The sequence below is a fragment of the Desulfobacter vibrioformis DSM 8776 genome (assembly GCF_000745975.1).
Classification (GTDB): Bacteria; Desulfobacterota; Desulfobacteria; order Desulfobacterales; family Desulfobacteraceae; genus Desulfobacter; species Desulfobacter vibrioformis.
Map to the genome: position 1 here is coordinate 276,062 of NZ_JQKJ01000002.1, position 26,502 is coordinate 302,563.

Annotated in this window: 20 protein-coding genes and 1 other RNA gene; 3 read left to right on the plus strand and 18 right to left on the minus strand. The window is 51.0% G+C overall.

Going from position 1 to position 26,502, the window contains the following annotated elements:
• Nucleotides 1–280: 280 nt before the first annotated feature.
• The 3 genes from dnaK to ffs all read right to left on the minus strand — a co-directional run bounded on the left by dnaK (nt 281) and on the right by ffs (nt 3,070).
• On the minus strand, nt 281–2,191 hold the full coding sequence (gene dnaK, locus Q366_RS03000; protein WP_035236145.1) for a molecular chaperone DnaK: 1,911 nt from the start codon (nt 2,189–2,191) through the stop codon (nt 281–283).
• A gap of 22 nt (nt 2,192–2,213) precedes the next feature.
• A complete protein-coding gene (gene grpE, locus Q366_RS03005; protein ID WP_035236147.1) occupies nt 2,214–2,819 on the minus strand; it encodes a nucleotide exchange factor GrpE in 606 nt (201 codons plus the stop codon).
• 154 nt (nt 2,820–2,973) lie between these two features.
• Nucleotides 2,974–3,070, minus strand: an RNA gene (ffs, locus tag Q366_RS20705) — signal recognition particle sRNA small type.
• 194 nt (nt 3,071–3,264) lie between these two features.
• Here ffs and Q366_RS03010 point away from each other — a divergent pair.
• Genes Q366_RS03010 through Q366_RS03020 form a run of 3 tightly spaced genes read left to right on the plus strand, consistent with a single transcriptional unit; the run spans nt 3,265 to nt 5,852 of the window.
• Nucleotides 3,265–3,576: an STAS domain-containing protein gene (locus tag Q366_RS03010; RefSeq protein ID WP_035236149.1), complete on the plus strand. Its 312-nt coding sequence runs from the start codon at nt 3,265–3,267 to the stop codon at nt 3,574–3,576.
• A gap of 9 nt (nt 3,577–3,585) precedes the next feature.
• A complete protein-coding gene (locus Q366_RS03015) occupies nt 3,586–3,882 on the plus strand; it encodes a hypothetical protein (RefSeq protein WP_035236150.1) in 297 nt (98 codons plus the stop codon).
• Between the two features lie 44 nt (nt 3,883–3,926).
• Nucleotides 3,927–5,852: an oxidoreductase gene (locus tag Q366_RS03020; protein ID WP_035236152.1), complete on the plus strand. Its 1,926-nt coding sequence runs from the start codon at nt 3,927–3,929 to the stop codon at nt 5,850–5,852.
• 167 nt (nt 5,853–6,019) lie between these two features.
• Here the strand turns inward: Q366_RS03020 and Q366_RS20005 are convergent, their stop codons facing one another.
• The 15 genes from Q366_RS20005 to infB all read right to left on the minus strand — a co-directional run bounded on the left by Q366_RS20005 (nt 6,020) and on the right by infB (nt 26,440).
• Nucleotides 6,020–8,020: a HAMP domain-containing methyl-accepting chemotaxis protein gene (locus tag Q366_RS20005; RefSeq protein WP_051957788.1), complete on the minus strand. Its 2,001-nt coding sequence runs from the start codon at nt 8,018–8,020 to the stop codon at nt 6,020–6,022.
• Nucleotides 8,021–8,059: 39 nt separating this feature from the next.
• A complete protein-coding gene (locus Q366_RS03030; protein ID WP_035236153.1) occupies nt 8,060–8,467 on the minus strand; it encodes a hypothetical protein in 408 nt (135 codons plus the stop codon).
• A gap of 180 nt (nt 8,468–8,647) precedes the next feature.
• Complete coding sequence (locus tag Q366_RS03035; protein WP_035236155.1) at nt 8,648–10,099, minus strand: sigma-54-dependent transcriptional regulator; 1,452 nt, start codon at nt 10,097–10,099, stop codon at nt 8,648–8,650.
• Between the two features lie 16 nt (nt 10,100–10,115).
• Nucleotides 10,116–12,074 carry an ATP-binding response regulator gene (locus Q366_RS03040; protein ID WP_051957789.1) on the minus strand — a complete coding sequence of 653 codons (1,959 nt, stop codon included), beginning with the start codon at nt 12,072–12,074 and terminating at the stop codon, nt 10,116–10,118.
• Nucleotides 12,071–12,490 (minus strand): bacteriohemerythrin, encoded by a 420-nt coding sequence (locus tag Q366_RS03045; RefSeq protein WP_035236156.1) that lies wholly within the window; start codon nt 12,488–12,490, stop codon nt 12,071–12,073. Before Q366_RS03045 ends, Q366_RS03040 begins: the two co-directional genes overlap by 4 nt.
• A gap of 167 nt (nt 12,491–12,657) precedes the next feature.
• Nucleotides 12,658–13,806, minus strand: a complete 1,149-nt coding sequence (locus Q366_RS03050) for a DUF362 domain-containing protein (protein ID WP_035236158.1) — start codon at nt 13,804–13,806, stop codon at nt 12,658–12,660.
• Nucleotides 13,799–16,921, minus strand: coding sequence for an efflux RND transporter permease subunit (locus tag Q366_RS03055; RefSeq protein WP_035236160.1), 3,123 nt, complete (start codon nt 16,919–16,921; stop codon nt 13,799–13,801). Before Q366_RS03055 ends, Q366_RS03050 begins: the two co-directional genes overlap by 8 nt.
• Nucleotides 16,921–18,105 (minus strand): efflux RND transporter periplasmic adaptor subunit, encoded by a 1,185-nt coding sequence (locus Q366_RS03060; RefSeq protein WP_035236161.1) that lies wholly within the window; start codon nt 18,103–18,105, stop codon nt 16,921–16,923. The genes Q366_RS03055 and Q366_RS03060 overlap by 1 nt, the downstream gene beginning before the upstream one ends.
• A 3-nt stretch (nt 18,106–18,108) precedes the next feature.
• Nucleotides 18,109–18,249 carry a hypothetical protein gene (locus Q366_RS20710; RefSeq protein ID WP_245619850.1) on the minus strand — a complete coding sequence of 47 codons (141 nt, stop codon included), beginning with the start codon at nt 18,247–18,249 and terminating at the stop codon, nt 18,109–18,111.
• Between the two features lie 330 nt (nt 18,250–18,579).
• On the minus strand, nt 18,580–19,371 hold the full coding sequence (locus Q366_RS03065) for an MBL fold metallo-hydrolase (protein ID WP_035236163.1): 792 nt from the start codon (nt 19,369–19,371) through the stop codon (nt 18,580–18,582).
• The gene (pnp, locus tag Q366_RS03070; protein ID WP_051957790.1) at nt 19,346–21,451 is read right to left on the minus strand and encodes a polyribonucleotide nucleotidyltransferase; all 2,106 of its coding nucleotides are present in this window, start codon (nt 21,449–21,451) and stop codon (nt 19,346–19,348) included. The genes Q366_RS03065 and pnp overlap by 26 nt, the downstream gene beginning before the upstream one ends.
• Nucleotides 21,452–21,683: 232 nt before the next feature.
• Nucleotides 21,684–21,953: a 30S ribosomal protein S15 gene (gene rpsO, locus Q366_RS03075; protein WP_035236166.1), complete on the minus strand. Its 270-nt coding sequence runs from the start codon at nt 21,951–21,953 to the stop codon at nt 21,684–21,686.
• A gap of 150 nt (nt 21,954–22,103) precedes the next feature.
• Entirely contained in the window at nt 22,104–23,057 is a 954-nt protein-coding gene (gene truB, locus Q366_RS03080; protein ID WP_035236168.1) for a tRNA pseudouridine(55) synthase TruB, read from the minus strand.
• Complete coding sequence (gene rbfA, locus Q366_RS03085; RefSeq protein WP_035236170.1) at nt 23,054–23,464, minus strand: 30S ribosome-binding factor RbfA; 411 nt, start codon at nt 23,462–23,464, stop codon at nt 23,054–23,056. The genes truB and rbfA overlap by 4 nt, the downstream gene beginning before the upstream one ends.
• A gap of 12 nt (nt 23,465–23,476) precedes the next feature.
• Nucleotides 23,477–26,440, minus strand: a complete 2,964-nt coding sequence (gene infB, locus Q366_RS03090) for a translation initiation factor IF-2 (protein WP_035236172.1) — start codon at nt 26,438–26,440, stop codon at nt 23,477–23,479.
• Nucleotides 26,441–26,502: the final 62 nt, after the last annotated feature.

The window sequence follows — 26,502 nt, forward strand, 5'->3', positions numbered from 1 at the left end:
CTGTTTATGACCACGGAAGACACGGAAAGCACTGAACGTTAGGACGACAATCGCTCAATTTGTATTTTTGGGTGACGGTCAAAGTTGACGCCTCTTGTTCAAAAATCAAGCCCATTTCCGTGTCCTTCCGTGTTTTCCGTGGTTCACAGCCCTAGTGTTAAAATTCATCGCCAATAAAAATCCTGCCGGGCAATATAGACCACGGCAGGATTATATTCAACATCAAATTCCCGCCCTGGATCCGAAGGATATGATCCAAGACGGGGCGTATCAAATATCTTTATTTATCTTTTTTGACCTCTTCAAAATCCGCATCAACGACATCATCATCGTCGTTGGCAGGACCGGCACCGGCATCAGCACCACCGGCCTGGCTGTCTGTCTGTGCCTGCTGGTACATCACTTCGGCCAGTTTGTGGGAGGCCTGGGACAGGGCTTCGACTTTAGCCTTGATATCCTCAAGGTTGTCGGAGTCTTTGGCCTGTTTCAGGGCCTGGACTGCATCCTCAATGGATTTTCTGGTGGCTTCATCCACTTTGTCCCCATGCTCTTTCAGGGTTTTTTCGGTCTGGTCCACCAGGGCCTCGGCCTGGTTTTTGGTATCCACCAGTTCCCGTTTCTTCTTGTCATCTTCAGCGTGCATCTCAGCGTCTTTTACCATGCGCTCAATCTCATCTTTGCTTAAGCCGGATGCTGCCGTGATCTGGATGGACTGTTCTTTGCCTGTGGCTTTGTCCTTGGCTGATACGTGAACAATACCGTTGGCATCAATGTCAAAGGTGACCTCAATCTGGGGAACGCCCCTGGGTGCAGGAGGTATATCGGACAGTTCAAACTGACCAAGGGTCTTGTTGTCTGCTGCCATCTGGCGTTCACCCTGGAGTACGTGGATGGACACGGCCGGCTGGTTGTCACCCGCCGTGGAGAACACCTGGCTCTTTTTGGTGGGGATGGTGGTGTTCTTTTCGATCAGCCGGGTCATAACGCCGCCAAGGGTCTCAATGCCCAGGGAAAGCGGGGTGACATCCAGCAGGAGCACGTCGTTGACATCGCCCTGGAGCACGCCTGCCTGGACCGCTGCGCCCATGGCAACCACCTCATCCGGATTAACGCCCTTGTGGGGTTTTTTGCCAAAGATCTTTTCAACACGTTCCTGAACCGCAGGCATACGGGTCATGCCGCCAACCAGCACCACCTCATCCACATCTCCGGGTTTCATGTGTGCTTCTTTCAGCGCTGTTGTGCAGGGAATTTCCAGTTTGTCCAGAAGATCGGACACAAGGGACTCCAGTTTTGCCCGGGTCAGTTTCATGTCCAGATGCTTGGGCCCGGATGCGTCCGCTGTAATAAAGGGCAGGTTGATGCTGGTTTCCGTAGAGGTCGACAGCTCCATTTTTGCTTTTTCAGCAGCCTCTTTAAGACGTTGAAGCGCCATTTTATCGCTTCGCAGGTCAATGCCCTGGTCTTTTTTGAATTCGTTTGCCAGGTAGTCAATGACACGCAGGTCAAAGTCTTCACCACCTAAATGTGTATCACCTGAAGTGGATTTTACTTCAAAAACCCCGTCACCGATTTCAAGGACAGAGACGTCGAATGTACCGCCGCCAAGGTCAAAAACCGCGATTTTTTCTTCGCCTTTCTTATCCAGGCCATAGGCCAGGGAGGCGGCGGTGGGTTCATTGATGATGCGTTTGACTTCCAGCCCTGCGATTTTGCCGGCATCTTTGGTGGCCTGGCGCTGGCTGTCATTAAAGTAGGCCGGAACCGTAATAACGGCTTCGGTCACGGCTTCTCCAAGGTAATCCTCGGCAGTTTTCTTGATATTGGATAAAATAAACGAGGATACTTCAGCAGGGCTGTACTGCTTGCCCCTGATATTGATCCGGGTGTCGCCGTTGGCGGCGGCTTCTAATAGATAAGGAAGTATGGGAATATCGTCCTGGACTTCCTTTGAGTTGAATTTCCTGCCGATGAGACGCTTTACACCGAAAATTGTATTTTCAGGGTTTGTTACGGCCTGGCGTTTAGCCGTCTGGCCTACAATCCGCTCCCCGCTTTCAGTGACAGCTACAATGGACGGCGTTGTTCTGCCGCCTTCGGCATTGGTAATAATTTTTACCTCTCCACCAGCTTCCATAACCGCGACACATGAATTGGTTGTGCCAAGGTCGATTCCAATAATTTTACCCATAACAATTCCTTTCTAAATATCTTTAGTCTTCTATCGTATTTTCTTGAGTCTGTTTTTCAACGCCCTTTGAAACAACCACCATGGCCGGCCTGAGCAGTCTGTCATGAAGCAGATATCCTTTTTGAAGGACATTGGTGACGGTATTGTCCGGTACGTCATTATTCTCTGCATGGGTGACGGCCTGATGGAACGCGGGATCAAAGGGTTGATTTTCTGCCTCAACCCGCTTTATGCTGAAGGATTCAAACAGTTTGAGAAGCTCTTTGTGGGTCAGTTTTACGCCTTCAAGCAGACTGGTTTCCTCTACTGAATCTGTGGCCGAATCAATGGCCCGCTCTAGATTATCCACCACTGAAAGAAGCTGTCTGAAAACGGTTTCGTTGGCAAATTTCTTAAAATCATCAATTTCTCTTTGCTTACGCTTTTTGAAATTTTCAAATTCCGCAGATAATCTGAGTACCTTATCTTTTTGCTCATTTAACTGATCTTCAAGCCCTTTGAGATCATCCTTGGCTTCCGGGTTATTTCCTTTATCGGAATTTTTTTGCTCGTCTGTCTCAGGAGTATTCGGGGAATCGGTTTTTCCCTCTTTCCCGTCAGCTGTATTTTTATTCTCTTTGAGTACCAATGTATTTGCTCCAAAATCCCTTATATCTAAGTGTTTAAAAATTAATTAATGATAAATTATGGCTGAAAAATAAGTCTGTTTGAAAACATGTCAAGATATAAAAAGGGGGGTAAAAAAAGAAAACCCGGCTGAACAAGTAGGGCGGATAATTGCGTAACCGGGATCAATCCACGACACAGAAGGGATCACTTATCGCTGCTTCCTTCCGGACCTGACGAGGTTCATGGCCTTTTGTTACGAGGCGACCGGTCAGAATTATCCGCCCGACTTGATCAGCCGGGAAGATATATTGTATACGTGGTTTTCAATTTAAATTCAAGGAGAAAATAAATGTGAATACGTTGATGATTTTGAATTTGAAGATGATTTTTAAATTTGAACAAAAACAGGTTTTAAGATAATATAAAGATTTAATTCAAGCTGTCATTACAACAAGGAGAAAAAAATGAGTGAAATAGTCACTGATGTGGACCAGACTACCGTTAAGCCGGGTGAAGATGTGGTTGCGTCCATGGCTGAAGGATTTAAGGGGGAACTGCTTTCCGCTGTCAACGCCTCCCAGGGTAACCTGGTTATTGACCTTGGTGGCGTGAGCATGGTGGATTCCGTTGGTATTGGTGTGATTATTGCCGCCTATAATTCCCTGAGCCAGTCCAACCGTCAGTTAAAGGTCATCAATGTTGCACAGGATATTTACGGCCTGTTTTCAACCATGAGGCTGAACCGCCGTTTTACCGTGGAAGCGGCCCAAGATTAGGATAGATACATGCGTTTTTTTCTGATCTCTTTTCTGATTTTTTTTATGGCTGTATTGCCGGCCTGCAAAAACGAGGACGACAATTACGCTGGTGTTGGTAAGCTCATTGCCGAGAGAAATAAGATGCGCTACCGCCTGGCTGAGGAATCAGAAAAGGATGCACGTAAAAAAGAATTATCAACGAACGTATTGGATGAAAAGAAAATTATTATCGTTGACACCGCTTCCGGAACCCCCCTTGGTCAGGGGATTGCCTATGTAAACAAAAAAGGCGAAATTGTAAAAATTAAATTAGTCAATGAATAAGGCCGGATGTAACCGCCTCAATCCTATTAGGAGCGTGCTTGCTTATGCTGTCAGATCTTTTCAGCCCCATCCGAATCCAGCACCTGGAAGTCAAAAACAGGCTGCTCATGCCGGCCATGAGCATTAATTTCGGCGTGGATGAGCATTGCCATGTCACGGACCAGCTTACGGAATACTTCGCGGCCCGGGCCAGGGGCGGTGTGGGCATGATGCTTGTGGGCGGTGGCGGGGTTCACCCCAGCGGCCAGGAACTGCCTGAGCTTCCCCAGATGTATGAGGATTCATGTATTCCGGCCCTGAAAAAAATGGTTAACCGGATTAAGGAATATGATGTCTGTTTCGGGGTTCAGCTGCTGCACGGAGGCCGCCAGTCCTATCTGCCGGAAAAAGTGGCACCGTCTGCTATTCCGGCACCTGCCGTGGTTAAAGGAGAGGTCCGTGCCCTGGAGAAAGAGGAAATAAAAAACCTGGCCCAGTGTTTTGGACAGGCAGCCCGGCGGTGCCGGGAGGCCGGGTTTGATTTCATAGAACTGCACGGTGCCCATGGATACCTGATCAACCAGTTCCTTGCACCAAATTCCAATATCCGCACCGATGAATACGGCGGCAGTTTTGAGAATCGCACCCGGTTTCTGTTTGAGGTGGTTGACGCGGTAAAGAATACCGCAGGCACAGACTTTCCCGTGGGAATCCGCATCAATGGCAATGATTACATTGAAAACGGATGGGAACTTAAAGATACCCTGCGCATTGCCCCGCTCCTGGAACAGGCCGGGGTCGCTTACATTCATGTGTCCGGTGGTGTTTACGGATCCACAGAGCTGACCATCCCGTCCATGTATACGCCCCAGGGGTGCTTTATACATCTGGCCGAGGCGGTCAAGCAGGTGGTCAATGTGCCTGTGATCACCGTAGGGCGGATCAAGGACCCGGCCATGGCCAATGCCGCCATCAGGGATGGAAAAGCAGATATGGTGGCATTGGGGCGCTCCATTATTGCAGACCCGGAATATCCGAATAAGGCCAAAGCCGGAAATGCCTCACTTATCCGGCCCTGTGTGGGCTGCTGCCTGGGGTGTATCCATGCCGTGCTTGCCAAGGAACCCGGTTCCTGTGTGGTCAATCCCGACGTGGGCCGGGAATATAAAGCGGCCAAAGAAAAGGGGCCGGAAAAAAGCCAGAAAATCCTTGTGGCCGGGGCCGGACCTTCCGGGCTTGCTGCCGCAAGGGTGTTTGCCCAAAGAGGGCATCAGGTGAAAATTTGCGAAAAAGGTCCGGACCAGGGCGGACTTCTGGCCCTGGCCGCCACTGCCCCCGGCAGGGGGGAGCTGGGCGATATTTTACGCTTTTTCAGAAACGAACTTGAGCGTCTTCATGTGGCTGTGGATTACAATACCCCGTTGTCTTCCGAGCTTCTGGCCTCCTTTGACCCTGATCATGTGATTCTGGCCACGGGCTCCATGCCGGATATGCCCGTGGTCAAAGGGCTGTTTAAAAGCAAGATGACGCTGATCACCAGTGTGGATGTCTTCACCGGCGCACAGCCTCCTGGTAACAGGGTGATTGTGCTCGGCGGCGGCTTCACCGGATTGATCACGGCCCATAAACTGGGTGACCAAGGAAAAGAAGTGGTGGTCCTGAACCGCAAAAAAAGCTTTGCCGAAGAGATGTCCTCCAATGACCGGTATTATCTGCGGGAACGCCTGAAGGCCTGCGGCGTCACTTTATATAAGAGGGTGGCTGTTAAGTCCTTTACCCACGACGGCGTAATCTTTACGTCCAGGGGAGAACCCGTGACCCTTGAGGGGTTTGATACGGTTGTCGTTTCGGAAAAACACCAGCCGGTCAGGGATGCCAGACACCTGGAAAAACAAAGCCGGGCAAAATTTCATATGATCGGAGATGCCAAAACCCCCAGACATTTAATGTTCTGCGTTGCTGAAGCCGAAGAAGCCGGCCGGTCCATATAAGGGCCTGACCTGGCGGACACAACAAACTATGAAAAACATTTTAACCACAGAAATCACAGGATTCTATCTTCAGTGTCTTCTGTGATTTCCGTGGTTAAGCTTTTTCATATAAAACTTACATGGGCCTCAAACCCACAACAAGCAAGGAAACGGCATTGAGGCAGGGCTTACACCGTAAACCGGCCGACCATGTTGCTCAGTTCTCCGGCCAGTTCAGACAGTTTGTTTGCACTGGATTTCACTTGGAGCCCACCGGAACGAACATCATCCGTCGCTTGATTCACCAGATTGATATCCATATTAACCTCACCGACAACGGCCGACACCTGGTTCACATTTTCATTCACCTCGTTGATTCCGGCGGCGGCCTGGCTCACGTTGCTGGCAATCTCCTGGGTGGTGGCGGACTGCTCTTCTATGGCCGCGGACACGCTGGTGACGATTTCATTGATCTCATTGATGATGGCCACAATGGAACTGATGGCTTCCACCGATTCCCGGGTGGTGGACTGGATACCTGATATCCGGGAGCTGATCCCGCTGGTGGCTTCGGCAGTCTGCAGGGCTAATGCCTTGATCTCAGCGGCCACAACGGCAAATCCCTTGCCGGCCTCACCAGCCCTTGCCGCCTCAATGGTGGCGTTCAGGGCCAGCAGATTCGTCTGCTCGGAAATATCGGCAATGGTCTCCGTAACCTTGCTGATTTCAGCCGCGGCCCGGCCCAGATCGTCTACTTTGCCGGATACCTGCTCTGCCGTGTCAACCGCCCGGGCTGTTGTTTCGCCGCCCTTGGCTGTGTTCCTTGCGATTTCGCTGATGGTGGCAGACATTTCCTCGACTGCGGTAACAATGGTCTGGATATTGGCCGTGGCCTGTTCCGTAGCCGCTGCCACTGAATTCATGCTCGTAGCCATCTCTTCCGATGCGGCAGCCACATTGTTGGATTTCTCCGCAGTCTGCTCGACGTTGGATGCCATCTGCTCGGATACTGCAGACAGGTCCCCGGAAGAGGAATCAAGAACCACCACCCCATTGGCAATGTCCTTAATCATCTTTGACAGGTTCTCAGACATATTTTTCATGCTGCCATACACCCCCCTGTTTTTAGAACTGTTCTCATCAAATTTAAATACGAGATTTCCGGCAGCTATGCTTTCAGCGATTTTTAAAATTTCAAGGGGATCACTGCCAAGCTGTGCCATAACCCCCTTGGTGACAAAAGTAACGATCAGAATGCCGGATATCAGGGCAAGCACGCTGACGATTGAAATAACGGTAACAGACTTCTGGTTAAAGGACTGAAGCCGGGGCCCGATTTCATCCTGAACCTTTTTAATATCAAGCTTAAGCGCTTCAACTTTGTCAGCCACTTCCGAACCGATCCGGCCCAAGGTATTCTCAATAACATCGTTCCGTTTAAAAATAGTGACAACCAGGTCGTCAAACGCTTTCAGATAAATTTTCTCTGCGTCCTGGACAAGGGCCAGTTTTTCCCTGCGCCCGGGATTGTCCAGCTCCCTGTCCAGAACGTCCAAGGCCTTTTTCATTTCAGCGAATTCCCCATGAACGCGGTCCACGGCGGCCTGATCGTTCGTATCCAGGAATTTTGCCATATAAAGACGGGCCAGCAGAAGGTTTCTCATGGTCATTCCGGCATTATAGGCTGCAGTCACATCTCCGTCACCATTGGCCGAAATCATGATCTGAGTCAGTGATTTTTCCATGATCGGACCGTTAACGTTCAGGACGTCGTTAACCAAGTGGTTCCGCCTTGCTTTGTGGGCAGTCACTGCTTCAAATCCTTTTTTGTAATCCTTGAGCAGTGTTTCAATTTCATCAACCTTTTCGGCCCGCTTGGGATCCTTTATATCCTCCTGGGCCTGGGCCTGGAATTTGGACATCAAGGCCCACCGTGCGTTGTAATTCTTAAGGGCCTCATCGCTTCCGGATATCAAATAATTTTCCACGTTCATTTGCACTTCAAGCATGTTCGCCTGGAGACGTCCGGCCAGGTTGGTATCCCTTGCCATCTCACGATATTCCCCAAATCCTGAAGCGGCTTGTTTTAATGCAATGAATCCCGCCCCTGCAACGATCAGCATCATGATGATTACAACGCTAAACCCGGCAACCAGTTTTGTTTTTAATGTTACATTTTTCAAATCCATTTTTTCTCCAATATTTTTATTATTAATTGTTTATAGCAACTACCTGCCACAGAAACCCCAGATTCCGGTTTTATGGCTGGGGCGGTGTTTGTTCATCATTTTTTCCAGCACCTGACAGATGTCGGAAAAATCCGAATCCGCATACCCCAGATACCTGGGGTGAAGGGCTAAGCCCTTCATGGCCAGGTCATCCCCGTTTTCCGGCAGAACAACGATACACTTGGTGTTGAAAAGGCGGGAACGGTCTTCCATGAGCTGTTCGAGTTCTTCTTCATGACTGATCAGTAAAATGATAATGGCACTGCCGGATACTCTTGAGCGAAGCTGGCAAAACAACCCGTCAAAGTCAAAAACCATAACCGGCACCGGCTTAATAAATTCAGACAACGTTTTCAGCAGAATATCTTTCTGCGGGTTGTCCGGTTGAGAATAGATAATGATGTCCATGTGGCTGCCTTTTGTTTAATTGTCGTTTAATGTCAAGGAAATACAAAAGGCGTGCCAAATCGACACAATAAATAAATTACAATAATATCAATCAGATAAACAAAACAACCCAAAAGCTTTGTTTTTGAAAAAAGAAGTTTTCTTATTTTTTAGTACGAATTTCCAGTTTTTTAAGACAGTCTATTCATTAACGTCTGTTCTACAGGTTTTCAAAAGAGAATAAAGGCGGCTCTTGCTGATGCCGGCAAGGGCCGAGGCTTTTTCCATGTCCCCGTTTGAGACTGTCATCAGGCGTGACAGATACAGTTTTTCAGTTTCACCTGCAGCATAGATTTTTACCTGTTTAAGCGGTGCGATGGGGTCGAGTAATTCCCGGGGCAGGGATATTGTTACGCCTGTATCGGCGGAGTTGAAATCGGGAGCTGGTATTGAAGAACCTGTTTTGATCTTGAGTGAGGACTGAATCTGGTGGAGCCGAATATGGGGAGGCAGGAAATTGGGATAAATCATGCTCGAATCCACATTTGCAAGAATCGCCTGTTCCAGACTGCGGATCAGTTCCCGGGTGTTGCCTGGCCAGTCATACGATTCAAGCGCGTCAAGGAATTCAGGTCCGAATCCCTTTGTTTCCAGACCGTGATGAGTGCACAGGGAATGGATATAATGAAGAGACAGGGGCTTTATGTCTTCACGGCACTCTTTCAGGGACGGCAGTTGGATGTGGATGGTTCTGATCCGGAACAACAGATCTCTCCTGAATTCATTATCCTCCGCCATCTGGTGAAGATCCCTGTTGGTTGCCGATATCAACCTGAAATTGCTTCGGATCTCGTCTGTTCCACCAACGGGTTTGAATTTTCGCTCCTGCAGGACCCGTAAAAATTTTTTTTGAATGGACAAGGGCAATTCTCCGATTTCATCCAGGAACAGAGTGCCGTTATCCGCCTTTTTGACCAGCCCTTCCCTTGGGGCATCCGCTCCGGTATAAGCGCCTTTTACGTTTCCGAATAAAACAGACTCGACCAGCTGCTCGGGCAGGGCAGCGCAGTCAACCACAATAAAATTGTGCTTTTTCTGACGGCTGCTTTGGTGAATGGCACTGGCAAACAGCTCCTTGCCGGTTCCGGTGGGCCCGGTAATCAGAACATCGGCATCACTTCCGGCGCATTGCACCGCCTGATAAAGACATGCGGTCAGCTTTGGGCTGGTCCCGATAATATTACTGCGGTCAAAAACAGAATCAGGGGCGGGAGTGAATATCTGTTTTGATGCCCTGAATTCAAGGGCCCGTCCAACGCTGAGAATGATTTTTTCCAGGGAAAACGGTTTGAGAATATAATCCCAGGCTTCATGTTCTATTGCCATTTTTGCCCCGGCAGCATCCCCTTCACCGGTGATGATGATGACTTCAGGATCGGATACAACTCGCCTGATATCGGGAAGTGCATCAAGACCGCTGCCGTCCGGCAGGTTGACATCAAGCAGAACAAGATCAAATTTGCCGGTTGATATTACGGAAAGGCACTCGGACAGCGTTTCGGCAACCATGAGCGAATGATCAAGGGGGGTTAAACTGTCAATCAGCAGGGTCCTGATCAGGGGATCGTCGTCAACGATCAATATGTTGGCCATCAGTCAACTCCCATTTTTAATTTTGATCCAGCAGTTCCCTGATCTTAAAAGCAAGGTGGCGCTGAAGAAAAGGCTTATTGAGGTAGCCGCGAATTCCCTTGGCCTCAGCCCGCTCCGGGTTGATCTTTTCACTATATCCTGTCGCAAGGATTATGGGTATTTCCGGCCTGATCTCAAGTATTTTACCAGCCAGGACATCACCCGTCATATCCGGCATCGTCATGTCCGTGATGACCAGATCAAATCCATCCGGATCCTTTCTGAAAAACTCCAGAGCCGTCAGACTATCTGATACGCCCGTGACTGTGTAACCGAAAGCCTCAAGCTGCATCTGATTCACCTCCACCAAAATCGGATCGTCATCCACAAAAAGAATCCGTTCATTGCCCCTCGGAAGGACGGTCAAAATTTCTTCGGGGCTTTTTTTTTCCAGGGGAGGGACCACCGGAAAAAAAAGTTGGAACATGGTCTTTTTTCCCGGATCACTTTCCACGGTTATCCCCCCCTTAAGACCGGTTACGATGCCGTGAACAACAGCAAGCCCGAGACCTGTCCCCTCTCCCTTTGGCCGGGTCGTATAGTAGGGTTCAAAAATCCTGTGCAGGGTATCTTTTGGAATGCCGGATCCGGTGTCGCTAACCTGTATTCTGATATACTGTCCCGGTTTCAGATAAACCAGACCCGCCGCAGGGGGATCGCTAAGTTCTACCTGTTTCAGGGAAACATCCAGAGTCCCGCCACTCTGTTTCATGGCATGAAAGGCATTGGTGCAGATATTCATAATCACTTGATGAATCTGGGTGGGGTCGGCCAGGATCATGTCGCAATCCGGGGCGATATCCTGTTTGATTTTAATTGTGCTGGGAAAGGACGAGCGCAAAAATTTCAGCACTTCTTTTGCGATAATCTGGACGTTAAGGGGTTTAAGTTCCCGGGTCTCCTTCCGGCAGAACATAAGAATCTGTGACACCAGATCCTTGGCCCGGCTGCTTGCCGCCAGGGCTTGCTCAAGCTTTCCACAGGTTTCACGGTCATTTTTAATATGGAGCATGGCAAGCTGGGTATATCCGATGATGACAGAAAGGATATTGTTGAAATCATGGGCAATTCCGCCGGCCAGGGTCCCGATGGATTCCAGTTTATGGGCCTGCTGAAGTTGATCTTCAAGCACCTTTCTCTCCTTTTCAGAGGCCTTGCGCGCGCTGATATCCCTGATGATGGCAATCAAACAGCTTTCTTCATCAATTGTTGCGGCATCCGAAGATACGGATACGTCAAATATTTCCCCGCAGGCCCTTATTGCCCTGCCTTCGAAATCCCTCACCGGCTTTTGGCTGCCCTGCAAATCAAACATGACCTCTTTTATTTGACTGTCCGCAAACAGGTTGAGTTCATCAAATCCCCTGCCAACGCATTTCTCTTTTGAATAGCCAAACATGATTTCAAAGGATGGATTCAAGTCAATCATGCATCTGTCTGGCAATCGGATAAGACATGTGGCATCCGGGCTTGACAGGAACAATTTTGAAAAACGCTCTTTTTCGGCCTTTAATTGTTTTGTCTGAATATCGACAACCTGCTCAAGCGATTCCATATTTTTCCGGATAAGCAGACTGTTTTTTATTCGTACAATCACTTCGGCAAATGAAAAAGGTTTGGTGATAAAATCAGAACAGCCGGCCTTGAAGGCATCTTCTTTGTCCTGCAGGTCCGGGAGCATAGCTGTTATTATAACAGGGATCGCTTTTGATATTTTTTCCCTTTTCAAAGACCGGCAGATCTTTATCCCGCTGCGTATTGACCGTTCGATATCAATCAGTACCAGATCCGGTCCGGCATGGTTAACCAATGTGGAGATATCATCCTTGGGTGATGCATGGAAAAGGCAATATCCCTGACCGGACAGGATTTCAGCCAGAAGTCCGGATTTCCGGTTATCTGATATGATAAAAATGGATTGAGCTGTCTGTGTCATCTCTTCGGGTTGGACGTTTCACACATAAATTGACCGAACAGACGGTCTTCTTCCAATGTGTGCCGGGTAAACCAGTCTATGAGGAATCTTATTATCTCTTTTTCGGATTCCCGGGACAACCTGTAATAGTTTATTCTGTCGTTCAGATTGCTCAGAAGATACCGGTGAAGAAGTTTATGCGCCTTAAGGCCGGGAAAACCGGTTTTCATCATTAAATTTTCTTCGCTCGTGAAATGGAACGCGGCATAAAGGCACAACTCTTCAAGAAAACGGTGTTTATAAGCGGTGTCATCTGATATCTTCAGCTCATCAATGAGCCGGTTGATCAGGAAGACAAAATACTCATGCTGCAGATCAACGTCATCAATGCCGATCTTGAAATCGTTTGTCCAGATGATTTTTTGAGTCTGATCCATCGGTTTATTTCCATCTCCCCGGCAAAATCCCTAATCAAGCGGGATATAAATGGTCTGATTCTGTTCGGCAAGAATCACATAAGTTGAGTATAGCAAAAACATCCTGGGAGTTACAGGCAGGTAAATCCTTTTTTGCAAACAAGGAATAGCAAAGAATGAAAAGATAATCAATACGGCATTATGGCACGCAACCGGTCAACAATTCCCACCAGCGCGCCTGTTTTAAAATGGATGGCGTTGGCCGGACAGACCTCCTGGCAGCAATAACAGCGGATACAGGTCAGATGATCAATGACGGCCCGGAGCGGCTCAACCAGCCGAAGACTTCCCGGCGGACAGACCGTTGCGCATTTGCCGCAGCCCCGGCACAGCTCAGGGTTCTGGACAGGACGGGAGGTCAGGTGTCTGCGAATCAGTCCGGAAAGGAAACCCGGCACCGGCATGGCCGATTCCAGCACCGGCAATTGAAACTCTTTTGGGATTAGCCCGTTGGGGTCGTCACCAACCATCTGCGTATCAGAACCATCGGATTTGGCAAGGCCCCTGCGGACAGCCGCACCATATAAAGGAAAACTTGCCGGATGAGCGCCCAGCAAAGGCGCCAGGGCCAGATCCATGGCCAAAGGATCACAGGAGGCCGCCAGAAAACCTAAATGGCAGGGTGTGCCGTTATTGGGTCCCCGGCCTTGCATACCCCAGACAGCGTCAAGGATGGTCAGGGCCGGTTTGACCGTACGGCAGATATCCAGCAAAAGATCGGCAAACATGATCCGGTTAGCGCCTGCGTGCATATGCCACTGGCTTTTCCGCGGGCCGACCACGGTACCGAAAAGATTTTTAACCCCCATGGTTAAAAGCATCATGCAATGGGTTTTCAGCTTGGGCAGATTGATGACCACATCAGCCGTCAGTGCGGTCTCTTCCAGTTCCAGGGCATGGTATATTGAGCCCTGGGGCGTTCTGGCCAGGATTGGCCGGCAAAATTCAATCAGCTCTGCCCCAAGCTCGGTAGCCACTTCCTTCATCCCGTTAACCCGGGAAATACGGGACACCTTGTCAATGGCCGGACTGTCTCCGATGATGATCCGCCCCCCGGCCTTTAACACCAGTTTTCCCACGGCACGCACCACGGCAGGATCTGTGGTCACCCGCTGTTCCAAAGGTGCGGCACTGAGCATATTGGGTTTGAGCAGCACACGCTGCCCCGGGCGGACAAACCTTTCCATGCCCCCGCACAACGCCACGGCCCGGTCCACTGCAGATGCCACATTTGCCGCATCATAATCCGGGCATGCACAAAGCGCCACGTCAGTCATGACGTCGCCCCTCATGTTTAAAGAGCCCTATGATGTCCTCCAATATCAGGTAAAGGCAAGGCACAAGCCCCAGGGTAATCAGCGTGGCAAAAAAAATACCGAATCCAAGGGAGATAGCCATGGGAATAAGAAATCTTGCCTGGCGCGAAGTTTCCATGATAATCGGTGCCAATCCCCCGCAGGTGGTTAACGTCGTCAAGAGAATGGGCCTGAACCGCTGTATCCCGGCGGCCCTGACTGCGGCCGTCACAGGCATGCCGCCACGCACCAGCCGGTTGGAAAAATCAATGAGCACCAAAGAGTCATTGACCACCACACCGGACATGGCCACAAGGCCGAACAGACTCATAACAGAGAGGGAATACCCCATGATAATATGGCCGGCCACAGCCCCGATCATGCCAAAGGGAATGCAGAGCATGATGATCAACGGCTGAAAATAGCTTTTAAAGGGAATAGCCAGAAGCGCAAACACACAAAATAACGCCAGAGCCAGACCTTTAACCAAGGCAGTCACGCTCTCCTTGATATCTTCCTGTTTACCCTTGAACCCGTAAGACAAACCCGGATACCGGCTCACAAGGGACGGCAGGATCTCCTGGTTCATGTCCCGGATAATATTGTCAGACAACGACTGAGGGTTAACATTGGCCGTAACCTGGATTTCACGCCGTCCGTTGGTCCGGCTGATCACGGTATAGGCACGGCCCTTGACGGTTTCAATGGCATCCCGAAGCATAATCTCCCCATTGGGGGCATTGAGCACATAATTTTCAAATGCGGTTTCGGAAATGCGTTCTTCTCCGGCCAGACGCACCCTTACCGTGACCTCATTTCTTCCCCGCTGGTTTTTCACTGCCTCAACGCCCTGGTAGGCATTTCGAATTTTGCCGGCAATGGTTTTCGGGGTTAGCCCCATGCGATGGCCGGCAGGGGTCAAGGTGATATCGAACTGCCGTTTTCCCTGGGCAGATCCGTCATCAATGTCCGAAACCATAGGGTACTCAGCCAGATGCAGGGCAAGATCCTCACCGGCCCGGTTCAGAATATCCGTATTCCGGTGACTCAGGGAAATGGTCAGACTTTTGCCGGAACCGGGACCGCCCCGGTTGGCTTCAAAGGTAATGGTCTCAACGCCTGGGACCTGACCGGTTTTTTCCCGCCAGATCCGGGTCACTTCGGAGGTGGATACCGGGCGCACCTCGGGATCTGTCAGGTAGATCCTCACCCGGATACGGTTCTCACTGACCTGGGAAAAAATCCCTGTGGACAAATCCTGGTTTCCATTTTCATCCACGGTTTTCTCCGCCGATGCCACCAGGCGGGTTTCCATTTCCCGCACCCTGCTTTCAGGCGTACCATAGGGCAGATAAACCTCACAAAAGGCGTAATCGGATTCCACCTTGGGAAACAGGACCATGCCCATCTTCCCGGACTTCACATATCCGAAGGTGACCAGTAACAAGGCAAGCCCCAGGGCAAAGACGGTATACCGCCAGGCAAGCAGTACAGACAGAAGCCTGCCATACACGGATTTGACCATGGTTTCAAATTTTTCAGAAAATCTGGCCTGCCACGCTTCAAGAACATTCAAGGGGAAAAACAAGGGGCGGCTGGGGTGGCTTAAATGGGCCGGCAGGATCAACAGGCTTTCGATCAAAGAGACACCAAACACCGCCACCACCACCAGGGGCATGGTTTTAAACACCTTCCCCATTACGCCCGGGATGTACATGATGGGTATAAAGGTAACCATATTGGTGATCACGGAAAAAAACACGGGAACAGCAATGCTTTTTGCCCCCTGGACGGATGCCTCCAGAAACCCCATGCCCTGGCGCCGGCAATGATAGATATTTTCCCCCACCACCACGGCATCGTCCACCACAATGCCCAAGGTAACGATAAAGGCAAACATACTTACCATATTGATGGTAAAATTGGCTGCAGACAAAAAGATAAAAGACCCTAGAAATGAAATGGGGATGCCCAGGCTGACCCAGAAAGCCAGCCGGATTTCAAGGAACAGGGCAAGGCACAAAAAGACCAGGGCAAGTCCCATATAGGCGTTGTTCAACAAAAGATCCGCCCTTTGGACAAAGATTTTGGACAGGTCCCTGACAATGCTTAAATGAATCCCCCCGGGCAGGTCTGCATTAATGGATTTCAGCATCTTTTTGGTGGCCTCAGCCACCTTGGTCGGGGTCTGTTTTCCCACCCGGTAAACCGCAATGGTAACGGCCCGTTTGCCGTTAAATGAGGCCCAGGCATTCGAATCCTCAAACCCTTCGCTGACAGCGGCAATGTCAGATAACACCAGCTGGGACCCGTCCTCCCGGGTGAGAATGGGCAGTTTTGCATATTGCAGGGCATAATCTTTCCTGGATTTGATGCGCAGCAGGATATCTCCCCCCCCGGATTTGATGGCACCGCCGCCCAGTTCCACCGAAGCTGTGGAAACGGCATCCGCCACATCGGACAGGGTCATGCCGTAGCGCCGCAGGGTGTTGGTGGAGATCTCCACCAGGATCTCCCGCTCCCTGACGCCTTCCAGTTCCACCTGGGTGATCTCCGGATCAGACAAAAACCTGTCCCTGATCTCGTCGGCAAGATCCCGCATGGTGGTCTCCGGGGCATCGCCGTAAAGGGCCAGGCGCACCACTTCCCGCTGCCTGGAGGTGATGGCGATCACCGGATCTTCAGCCTCATCTGGAAAGGTGTCAATCCGGTCCACCTCACTTTTGATCTCCTGCCACAACCGGGTGACATCAGCCCCCTCCAGGGCTTCTATGGTGATTGATGCACTGCCTTCGGAAGCCTCGGATGTAATTTCATCAATGCCTTCAAGATCCCGCACCGCCTCTTCCACGGCCAGGATAATGCCTGATTCCACCTCTTCCGGACTGGCACCGGGATAGGCTATTGAAATACTCACCGAATCCAGGGTAAACTCGGGGAACACTTCCTGCTTGATGTTCACCCCCATGAAAAGGCCGCCCACAAGGAAAACCGCCATGAGCAGATTGGCTGCCACGGTGTTGCCGGCCATCCAGGCGATGGCGCCTCTTGGAGCGTGCCCTGCAGAACCGGGAAGGCCCGGGTTGTTTTCAGACATTATTGGCTCTCCCCTGAAGCAAGGGTCAGGGCCATGCCCGGAACAGGGGCGGAAAGATCAGAACAGATCACAAGATCACCAGGGGAAAGTCCGGACTGGATGAACACCCGGTCGTTTTCAATCCACACAGGGGCCACCTTGCGGATCTCCAGGACCCCGTCATGATATATCCATAAACTGGAATTCTCCCGGACCAGGGCCCGGGGCAGGGAAAACACATTGTCAAAGGACTGGCCTTCAATGACCGCTTCCACATGATCATCCAGCAGCATGGCCGGACGCCCCTTGGCAGGCCCGAGGCCCAAAGGATCATCCACCCGGATAATGACGCCTGCCATGCGGCTTTGCTCGGTTACCGCTCCCGTGGTCCGCACCACACGCCCCTCCCATTCCCGGCCGGCATAAAGGGAGCGGATACGCACAGGACTCCCGCTGGTTTCATGGATCCGTATCCGGTCCAGGCGGTCCAGGGGCACCTGGACTTTTACCTGGTAGCAGGTCACGTCCACCAGGGTGGCAAGGCCTCCCTGGGCTGCGGTCATGGCACCGGCATCCACCTCTTTGGATAACACCAGGGCATGGAAGGGGACAATTATCCGGGTTCGTTCCAGGTCCAGGCGCGCGGTTTCAAGATCGCTTTCAGCACTTGCCACGGCAGCCCTGGCCTGCTCAAGCTGGGGTTTTCTCAACACCAGGCTGGTCTCTCGGAGCCCGTTGGGCGACATGGCGGCCATGAGCTTGAGCTCTTCGCGTGCAATCTGCTGCTGGCCCTTTTCAATTTCAAAATCAGCCTGGGCATGGGCCAATGCGCTTTGGGCCTTGCTCACGGCCAGCTTATAGTCAGCCGGATCAATCCGGACCATGGTTTCTCCCTTGGGGATTAATCCCCCCTGGACAAATTCCGGGGCCACCTGGATAACCGTTCCAGCCACCTGGGATTTAATCACCACTTCCCGGTCCGGCTGAACCGTACCCATGACCCGGATCAGGGCTGTGACCCGTCCGGGATTCACTTTCATGATATCCACCACCGGGGCTGTTTTTTCAGCGGGTTTGCGTTTGAATGCCACTGTTTTTGATTTATAGTGCCAAAAGCCTGCAATCCCGGCGGCAATCAGGCAGACAGGCAAAATAATTTTCAAAAGGGTTACACCCGGGAATCTGTGTGAAGCAGTCTGATTCATAACTCACTTGGCTCCGACATTATTATCGTGGGCCGGGGTGGCTTTGAAAAAAGAACCCCGCCAGCCGGTTACTTTGTAAAGTGCAATCCGTTCTTTGACATAGGTTGCCTGCTTGATGACCAGCTGGCGCTCCAGGCTTTCCATGGAGGCCCAGGCCCCAAAATAGTTCTGGTAATGGCTCTGGCCGTATAGGGTTTCACTACCGATCGGTGGGTGTCGTCAATCACAGCGTTATGAACATAAGCATCAGGAATTTCAACGGGAAGCACAGCCCCAGGTTCAGGGGATATCAGCCGGCAGCCGGCAATGGAAGAACCCGAAATCACTACAGCCGCAATAAAAGCATAACGCATCATCTCACAACCCAATGTCGTTAACTTAGGAATTATTGGCAGACAGGCACAGGCATATATAAAATAAGCGCCAAAGGCGCTTCGCCCTCTTGTTTCTTATTTCCAGTCTCTAGTTTCTTGTCTACAGCCAGATCATTTCACCGGGTTGGTCCGGTCCTGCAACATACAGTGCTGTGGACAAGGGGTCAAGATTTTTAGACATCTCCGTGGCGGCTTTTTCCGGGCGATTATTTTCCTCGCTTAAATGGGCCAGAATCACATGGTCAAGATCCTTGTGAAAGACCTGGGCCACCAGATCCCTTGCATCCTGGTTGGAAAGATGGCCGGTTCTGGACTGAATCCGCTGCTTCAAATGCCAGGGATATGGGCCGGCCATGAGCATGTCAGGGTCATGGTTGGCTTCGATATACAGCGCATTGGAATGGCTTAAATGGGTGCGGACAAGGTTGGTGACCACACCAAGATCAGTGGCAATACCTATTTTTTTTGCACCGTGGGTCAATGTAAGACCTGCAGGGTCGCAGGCATCGTGGGAAATAGAAAAAGGATTGACGGTTAGAGAACCGATCTCAAAGGCGTCGCCGCATTCAAAAAAAGTAACCTGGTCAATGGCACCAAGATTCTTGCAGGCGGCAAAGGTATCCCGGGTGGCATAGACAGGGATATTGAACCTTCGGCTCAGTATCCCTGCCCCTTTGATGTGATCGGTGTGTTCGTGGGTGATGATGATGGCTTTCAGGGATTGGGGGGCGACCCCCACGGACGCCATACGGCGCTGGATCTCTATACCTGAAAGCCCGGCATCAACAAGTACGGCGGTATCCGGCGCGGATACGAATATAGCGTTCCCTTTGCTGCCGCTGGCAAGGGGACACAGGCAGAATGAACTATTCTTCTTTAGCGGCTTCTGCATCTTTTTTGGCAGCTTTGTAGGAAAGCTTAATTTTTCCGTCACGGGTGATATCAAGCACTTTGACCTTTATCACGTCACCTTCCTTAACCACGTCAGTGACCTTTTTGACCCGGTAGTCAGCCAGTTCCGAAATATGAACCAGGCCGTCCGTGCCGGTTTTAATATTTACAAAGGCACCAAAGTCGGTGATTTTTACCACGGCCCCTTCATAGATGGCACCGATCTCCGGATCCATGGCAATATCCTTGACCATACCCAGGGCCCTGGCGGAATCCTCTTCATTTTCAGCAGCAATTTTGACGATGCCGTCATCATCCACCTCGATGGTGGTATTTGTGTCGGCCTGGAGCGCCCGGATCACCTTGCCGCCCGGGCCGATGATATCCCGGATCTTGTCCTTGTTGATCTGGATAGAGACGATCTTGGGCGCCCGGGGAGATATCTCCGCCCTTGACTGATCCAGGGTATCAAGCATTTTCTGCAGAATGTGCAAACGTCCGGCATTGGCCTGGTTCAAAGCGGTTTCCATAATCTGTTTGGACAATTCGTTAATCTTGATGTCCATCTGCAATGCGGTAATGCCGTCTTTGGTGCCGGCAACCTTGAAGTCCATGTCGCCGAAATGATCCTCGTCACCAAGAATATCGGAAAGCACAACCGTGTTGTTTTCATCAGAGACCAGACCCATGGCAATGCCGGATACCGGGGCTTTAATGGGGACACCGCCATCCATCAGGGCCAGGCATCCGGAACATATGGTTCCCATGGAAGAGGAGCCGTTGGATTCCATGACTTCGCCCACCAGGCGGATGGTATATTCGAATTCATCATGGGGGGGGATGATCCGGTCCAACGCCCTGTGGGCCAGGTTTCCATGGCCGATGTCCCGGCGGGACGGTCCGCCCGGACGTTTCACCTCGCCAACGGAAAAGGGAGGGAAATTATAGTGAAGCATAAATGCCCGGGTCTCATTATTGGAGTCCAGGGTCTCCAGTCGCTGTTCGTCCAGGCCCGAACCCAGGGTGAGCACGCCCATGACCTGTGTTTCACCGCGGGTAAACAGCGCAGAACCATGGGGCCGGGGCAGACAGCCCACCTCGCAGGTGATCTGGCGAATCTCATCAAAGGCCCGGCCGTCAATGCGTCTGCCTTCCTTGAGAACAATATCCCGGGATACTTTTTTCACGGTTTTGCTGAACGCTTCCTTGATCTCTTTGCCTTTTTCCGGATATTCAGGCTCAAACCGGGCAACCGCCTCATCCTTAAGCCCACTCAGGGCGTTCTGACGCTCGATTTTGGTTTTAATCTGCACCTTTTCATGAATCTTATCCCAGGCCCAGTCCTGAACCTTGGCGGCCAGGGCCTCATCCTTTTTGGGCGGCGTGAATGTGCGCTTTTCCTTCCCCACAGTGTTTTTCAACTCTTCCTGCAGGTCAATGGCAGGCTGCATGGCTTCATGACCAAAGAAAATGGCATCCAGCATATCCTTTTCAGATACGATGTCAGCCCCGCCTTCCACCATGACCACACCGGTTTTAGAACCGGCCACGGTCAGATCAATGTCACTTTGTTCCATCTGTTCAGGCGTGGGGTTGGCAATGAACTGCCCGTTGACCCGTCCCACCTTGACACCGGCAATGGGGCCGTTAAAGGGGATGTCTGAAATTTCAAGGGCAGCAGAAGCCCCGATCATGGCAAGGATGCCGGGGTCGCACAATTTATCCGTGGACATCACGGTGGCAATCACCTGGGTTTCAAAATTATAGCCATCTTCAAACAAAGGCCGGATGGGCCGGTCAATGAGACGGGCATTTAAGGTTTCGTGCTCCGAAGGCCGCCCTATTTCCCGCCTGAAATAGTTCCCCGGAATTCTGCCGGCTGCATAAATTTTTTCCTGGTATTCAACGGACAGGGGAAGAAAACTGATCTCCTCTTTGGGGTCTTTGGCCGCCACCGCCGTCACAAGCACCACGGTTTCCCCGTACTGCACCATCACGGCCCCGGAGGCCTGTTTGGCAATTTTTCCTGTACTGATAATTAATTCTTTGCCGCCGATACCGGCTGAAACAACTTTTTCCATAATTTCTCCTGATAAACTAAAAAATAAAAAAACGGCGGCAGAAGGTGGGTTAAAGGCTTACATATAATAACCCCGCATATTTACCATCAAACACCTCAATGGCTGCCAAGGTTGGTTTGATAGCAAAGATGCGAACTTATATAAAAGCCATTCCCGTCTTGCGCCGCCCTGCTGAAAACAAAAACCGGTTTTTGACCCAAAACGCATCAAAAACCGGTTTAATAGATCCATCTTATCTTCTGAGTCCGAGATTCTCGATCAATGAACGATACCTGTTAATATCTTTTTTCTTGAGATAGTCCAGAAGACTTCTGCGCCGGCCGACCAGAATTAAAAGCCCCCGTCTTGAATGGTGGTCTTTCTTATGGGTTTTCAAATGATCGGTCAAATAGCTGATCCTGTGGGTTAAAATGGCCACCTGAACTTCAGGTGAACCCGTGTCGGACTCATGGAGCTTGAATTTTTCAATCATCTCCTCTTTGTTTTCTGCAAGTAATACCACGGTAACACTCCTTTATTTGGAATACATTAAAATTCGATGCCGTAAACATGAAAGCAGTTCACTTGAATTGCCTTTTATCCAATATTCCATTCAGAAAAAAGCCCTGTGAACCACCCGGACATCGCTAAGATAGCCTGGTATTTTTACCAGTTAAGCATTAAAAACGCAACAATATTTGTATGTTTGCCCGGATTTATCCGGGGTTACGATGGCCAGCAAATGACCCTCTGAATCCAGCACCCGGATATCCGGGATGCTGTCTTGGGACGCGATTTTATCACCAGTCATAAACGAAGCGTCAGGCATGGGGGTTTGCGCCACCGACAGGGGCTGGCCGTACTTGACTTTTCCGGCTGTTTCAGTGTCGGCAATGATGGCAGGCAGAAACCCTAAGCACTGGGACATGGATATGAACCGGGCTTCTATATCCCGGGATGTCATCTCCCCAAGGACGTCAAGAGGCACAGCATGTTCAATTTTAAACTGACTGGACCGGGTGCGCTGCAATGCAGACAAATGGGCGCCGCACCCCAGTGCCACTCCGATATCATGGGCCAGGCTGCGAATATAGGTGCCCCCTGAACATATCACCGGCATGTCAAAAACCGGATGGCCGTTGGTATCCCTGTGAAAGTTTTCCATGGCAATGGCCATAATATCAATGGGCCGGGGCGGTTTCTCAATCATCTGTCCCTGGCGGGCCAGTTTATACAGGGGCTGGCCTTTATGCTTTAGCGCCGAATACGCCGGGGGGATCTGTTCCTGGGGACCATGGAAACCGGTCACAACATCTTTGACCTGATCAGAATTCAGAGCGGCAAGGATATCGGGGGGAGCTGTATGCGTGACCGTACCGGTACAGTCACAGGTGTCGGTTTCAATGCCAAGGGTAACCTGGGCATTGTACCCTTTAACCCCTTTTAGAAAATACTTTGAAATCCGGGTGGCCTGGCCCACGGCAATGAGCAGTACCCCTGTGGCAAAGGGATCCAGGGTTCCGGTATGGCCTATTTTTTTTACCTTGAGCAGATGCTTGAGCCGGTTGACCACTCCGGCCGAGGAGATGCCTTGGGGTTTATGAACAACAAGAATGCCGCTTTTCATTCATCTATGTCGCCCCAGGGCTCGTCCGGGGCACCGGACACATCGTCCTTTTCCCGGTTCTCCCCCTTGGGGGCTGCATCAATCAGGGCATCCAGACGGGCAGCCTCATCAAAGGAGTCATCGTGAATAAAACGCAGGTCCGGCATCAACCGCAGGCCCAGTTCCGGGGCAATTTTTTTCTTAATAAACCCCTTTGATTTCTTGAACCCTTCCAGGGTTTCACGAATCCTTTTTTTATCCCCGAACACCGTAACATAGACATAGGCCAGACTAAGGTCCGGAGACATTCTCACCCCGGATATCGTTGCCATCTCCATTCTGGGGTCCTGCATCTTTTTAGACAAAAGTTCCGTTATGGCCTGCTGAATCTTCATGGAGACCCGATCGGCACGTGTATAGGGTTTCATAGACCGGTCCTGCTATCCCTGGTATTTAACTTCTTCAACTTCATAACATTCAATGGCATCACCTGCCTTGATATCATTATACCTTTCAAGGCCGATACCACATTCATATCCCTGTTCAACTTCCTTGACATCATCCTTGAACCTGCGCAGGGAAGACAGTTCAGTATCACATTTTATAATACCGTCACGCAGCAGGCGCACTTTTTTGCCACGCACCACTTTGCCTTCTGTGATGCCGCACCCGGCAATGGTCCCGATTTTGGGAACCACAAAAGTTTCCCGAACCTCGGCCCGCCCAATGATATTTTCCTGAAAGGTTGAGGGCATCATGCCGTCAAGGGCGGCTTTGATATCATTGATCACATCATAAATGATGTCATAGAAGCGCATGTCCACATTCTCATCCTTGGCAAGCTTGCGGATCTGTGGTGTGGGCCGGACATTGAACCCGATGATAATGGCATCGGATACCGCGGCCAGGGACACATCAGACTCATTGATGGTGCCCACGCCGGAATGAACAATTTTAACATCCACCTCTTCTTTAGCCAGGTCTTTCAGAGAGTCGTTCAGCGCTTCAATGGAGCCCTGGACATCTGCCTTGACAATAAGCTTGAGTTCCTTGATCTCGGCTGAGCCGAGATTTTCAAACATTTTTTGCAAATTGGCCCGACTCTTCTTGGCCAGCTCCTTGGCCCGCTGTTTCTGCATACGGTGGGCCGCAATCTGCTTGGCATCCTTGTCTGATGCCACAGCCACAAACTCGTCACCGGCATCGGGAACGCCGGTCAGGCCCACAATTTCCACAGGCGTGGAAGGTCCTGCCGATTCCACCCGGTTTCCGGAATCATCAATCATGGCCCGGATATGGCCGGAATGAAGACCGCAGACAATGGGGTCACCGTCCTTTAAGGTGCCCTGTTTTACCAGAACAGTGGCCACAGCACCACGGCCGATATCCAGACGGGATTCCACCACGTAGCCCGTGGCATTCCGGTCCGCGTTGGCCCGCAGTTCCAACACTTCGGCCTGGAGCAGCACCATTTCCAGCAACGAATCAATGCCCTTGCCGGTTTTTGCGGAAACCTTCACAAAAATAACGTTACCACCCCACTCCTCGGACAGCAGATCGTGTTCGGACAGCTCACGCATAATACGATCCGGATCCGCACCTTCCTTGTCCATTTTGTTCACAGCCACCACCACAGGTACGCCTGCCGCCTTGGCATGGTTTATGGCCTCAACCGTCTGGGGCATGACACCATCATCGGCTGCCACCACCAGAATAACAATGTCCGTAACCTGGGCTCCCCTGGAACGCATGGCAGTGAATGCGGCATGCCCCGGTGTATCAAGAAAGGTGATCCGTCCGCCATTGGGGGTTTGAACATTATACGCGCCAATGTGCTGGGTAATGCCGCCGGCCTCGCCGCTGGTGATCTTGGATTTCCGGATCACGTCCAGCAATGACGTTTTACCATGGTCAACATGCCCCATGATTGTAACCACAGGGGGACACCCTTCCAATTTTTCTTCGTCCTCGGCCTCGGACGACGCCACATTCAGCAGGGTCTCTTCTTCAAAACTTGCCTTTTCAACTTCAAAATCAAATTCAGCAGCCACAAGGGAGGCGGTGTCATAATCAATGGTCTGGTTCACCGTCGCCATCACGCCCATGCCCATGAGTTTTACAATCATTTCGTTGGCTTTGATACCCATACGCTTGGCAAGTTCAGCCAGTTCAATGGCCTCATCAATCTTTACGCGTCGCTTGATGGCCTTGGGCGTTGTGATCTGGGTTTTCTGGAAACCATTTTTTTTGCCTTTGGGATCTTTTCTGCCCTTTTTCTTACGGCCGCCGCCCCTGCCCTTGTAAAGGTCATCGCCTTCCACCACAGCCTTTTTCTTACGCCGCTTTTTCCTGGATCCGGGTCCGTCAGAGGATTGGGGGTCATCACGCGTCCACGCCCGCTTACGCTCATTGGGGGGATCAGGCGGCATAACCACATCCGTCCCCGGCGTAGCGGACGCATCGGGCTCCGGTACCGGTTGCCTGCGGACAGGCCGGTCATGATCACTTCCGGTTGCGGAATGATTCTCTCCGGCTTTCATGCGTTTTATATTTTCCAAGACCATGGGATCTGCCACTCTGACAATCTTGGCAGGCGTTGTTTTTTTCTTCTTCTTTTTACGTTTGCCCTGGTTATTGCCATCGTCCTGGAGTTCATCCCCGCCAGGCTGTGCCGTATTCTGTTCCTGCTCCAGGGACGCTTCCGGATCACCACCCACCGGTTCCGGAAAAGACTTATCCTCCCCGGAATCTGCCGGTTCAGGCGTATGGTTTTCATTTTTTTCTTGGGATTGGGGCGGTACCACAGGCGTTTGAGAGGTTTCATCTTCCTGCTGTTTTACAGCATGGTCATCTTCGACAGGAACCTTTTCAATTTTTTCTTTGACATCAATGGTCACGTTTTCAGACTCCGGCGGTTCTTCAACCCTGGCGGGCTTGATAATTTTGGCGGGTTCGCTGGTTTTGGACAGAACCTTTCTGGCAGGCCGTTTTACAACCGGTTCTTTCGGGGATTCAGGCGCCTTCTCACTGTCACGGGAGACCGGCTGCGCCTTTGCAACAGCACCATCTTCCTGACCCGGCGCATCTTCCTGGTCACCAGGGTCATGGACCGTCGGTTCTTCGGGCTCGAGAGCGTCTTCCATATCCTCCTCATCCATCTCCAGTTCATCAGTCTGGGATATAGCCGTTGTCCTGCGCCTGCGGATCACCGAGGGACGGACCTTAACCTCATTGGAGCGCTTCTTTTTGCCCAATAAATTCTGTTTGACAGCGGCGACGTCACTGTTATCCAAAGCACTCATATGGCTTTTAACATCTATTTCCAGCTCCTTAAGTTTGTCAAGAAGCTGCTTGTTTGTCATGTTCAGATCTTTAGCTAACTCGTATACCCTGACCTTGGCCATTCGTTGCCCCCAGTAATCCTCTATAGTTGATTCTTTTGAAATACGTTCCCCGCGTTACCGAT

Coding starts and splice junctions, on each gene's coding strand:
- rbfA (WP_035236170.1), bottom strand. CDS start 23,464: ATGAAACCCTATACACGTGCCGATCGGGTCTCCATGAAGATTCAGCAG.
- dnaK (WP_035236145.1), bottom strand. CDS start 2,191: ATGGGTAAAATTATTGGAATCGACCTTGGCACAACCAATTCATGTGTC.
- Q366_RS03010 (WP_035236149.1), top strand. CDS start 3,265: ATGAGTGAAATAGTCACTGATGTGGACCAGACTACCGTTAAGCCGGGT.
- Q366_RS20710 (WP_245619850.1), bottom strand. CDS start 18,249: ATGGAAAGCCTGGAGCGCCAGCTGGTCATCAAGCAGGCAACCTATGTC.
- Q366_RS03035 (WP_035236155.1), bottom strand. CDS start 10,099: ATGGCCAACATATTGATCGTTGACGACGATCCCCTGATCAGGACCCTG.
- truB (WP_035236168.1), bottom strand. CDS start 23,057: ATGAAAAGCGGCATTCTTGTTGTTCATAAACCCCAAGGCATCTCCTCG.
- Q366_RS20005 (WP_051957788.1), bottom strand. CDS start 8,020: ATGGATTTGAAAAATGTAACATTAAAAACAAAACTGGTTGCCGGGTTT.
- Q366_RS03045 (WP_035236156.1), bottom strand. CDS start 12,490: ATGGATCAGACTCAAAAAATCATCTGGACAAACGATTTCAAGATCGGC.
- Q366_RS03015 (WP_035236150.1), top strand. CDS start 3,586: ATGCGTTTTTTTCTGATCTCTTTTCTGATTTTTTTTATGGCTGTATTG.
- Q366_RS03020 (WP_035236152.1), top strand. CDS start 3,927: ATGCTGTCAGATCTTTTCAGCCCCATCCGAATCCAGCACCTGGAAGTC.
- Q366_RS03030 (WP_035236153.1), bottom strand. CDS start 8,467: ATGGACATCATTATCTATTCTCAACCGGACAACCCGCAGAAAGATATT.
- infB (WP_035236172.1), bottom strand. CDS start 26,440: ATGGCCAAGGTCAGGGTATACGAGTTAGCTAAAGATCTGAACATGACA.
- Q366_RS03060 (WP_035236161.1), bottom strand. CDS start 18,105: ATGAATCAGACTGCTTCACACAGATTCCCGGGTGTAACCCTTTTGAAA.
- Q366_RS03065 (WP_035236163.1), bottom strand. CDS start 19,371: ATGCAGAAGCCGCTAAAGAAGAATAGTTCATTCTGCCTGTGTCCCCTT.
- Q366_RS03040 (WP_051957789.1), bottom strand. CDS start 12,074: ATGACACAGACAGCTCAATCCATTTTTATCATATCAGATAACCGGAAA.
- Q366_RS03050 (WP_035236158.1), bottom strand. CDS start 13,806: ATGACTGACGTGGCGCTTTGTGCATGCCCGGATTATGATGCGGCAAAT.
- Q366_RS03055 (WP_035236160.1), bottom strand. CDS start 16,921: ATGTCTGAAAACAACCCGGGCCTTCCCGGTTCTGCAGGGCACGCTCCA.
- pnp (WP_051957790.1), bottom strand. CDS start 21,451: ATGGAAAAAGTTGTTTCAGCCGGTATCGGCGGCAAAGAATTAATTATC.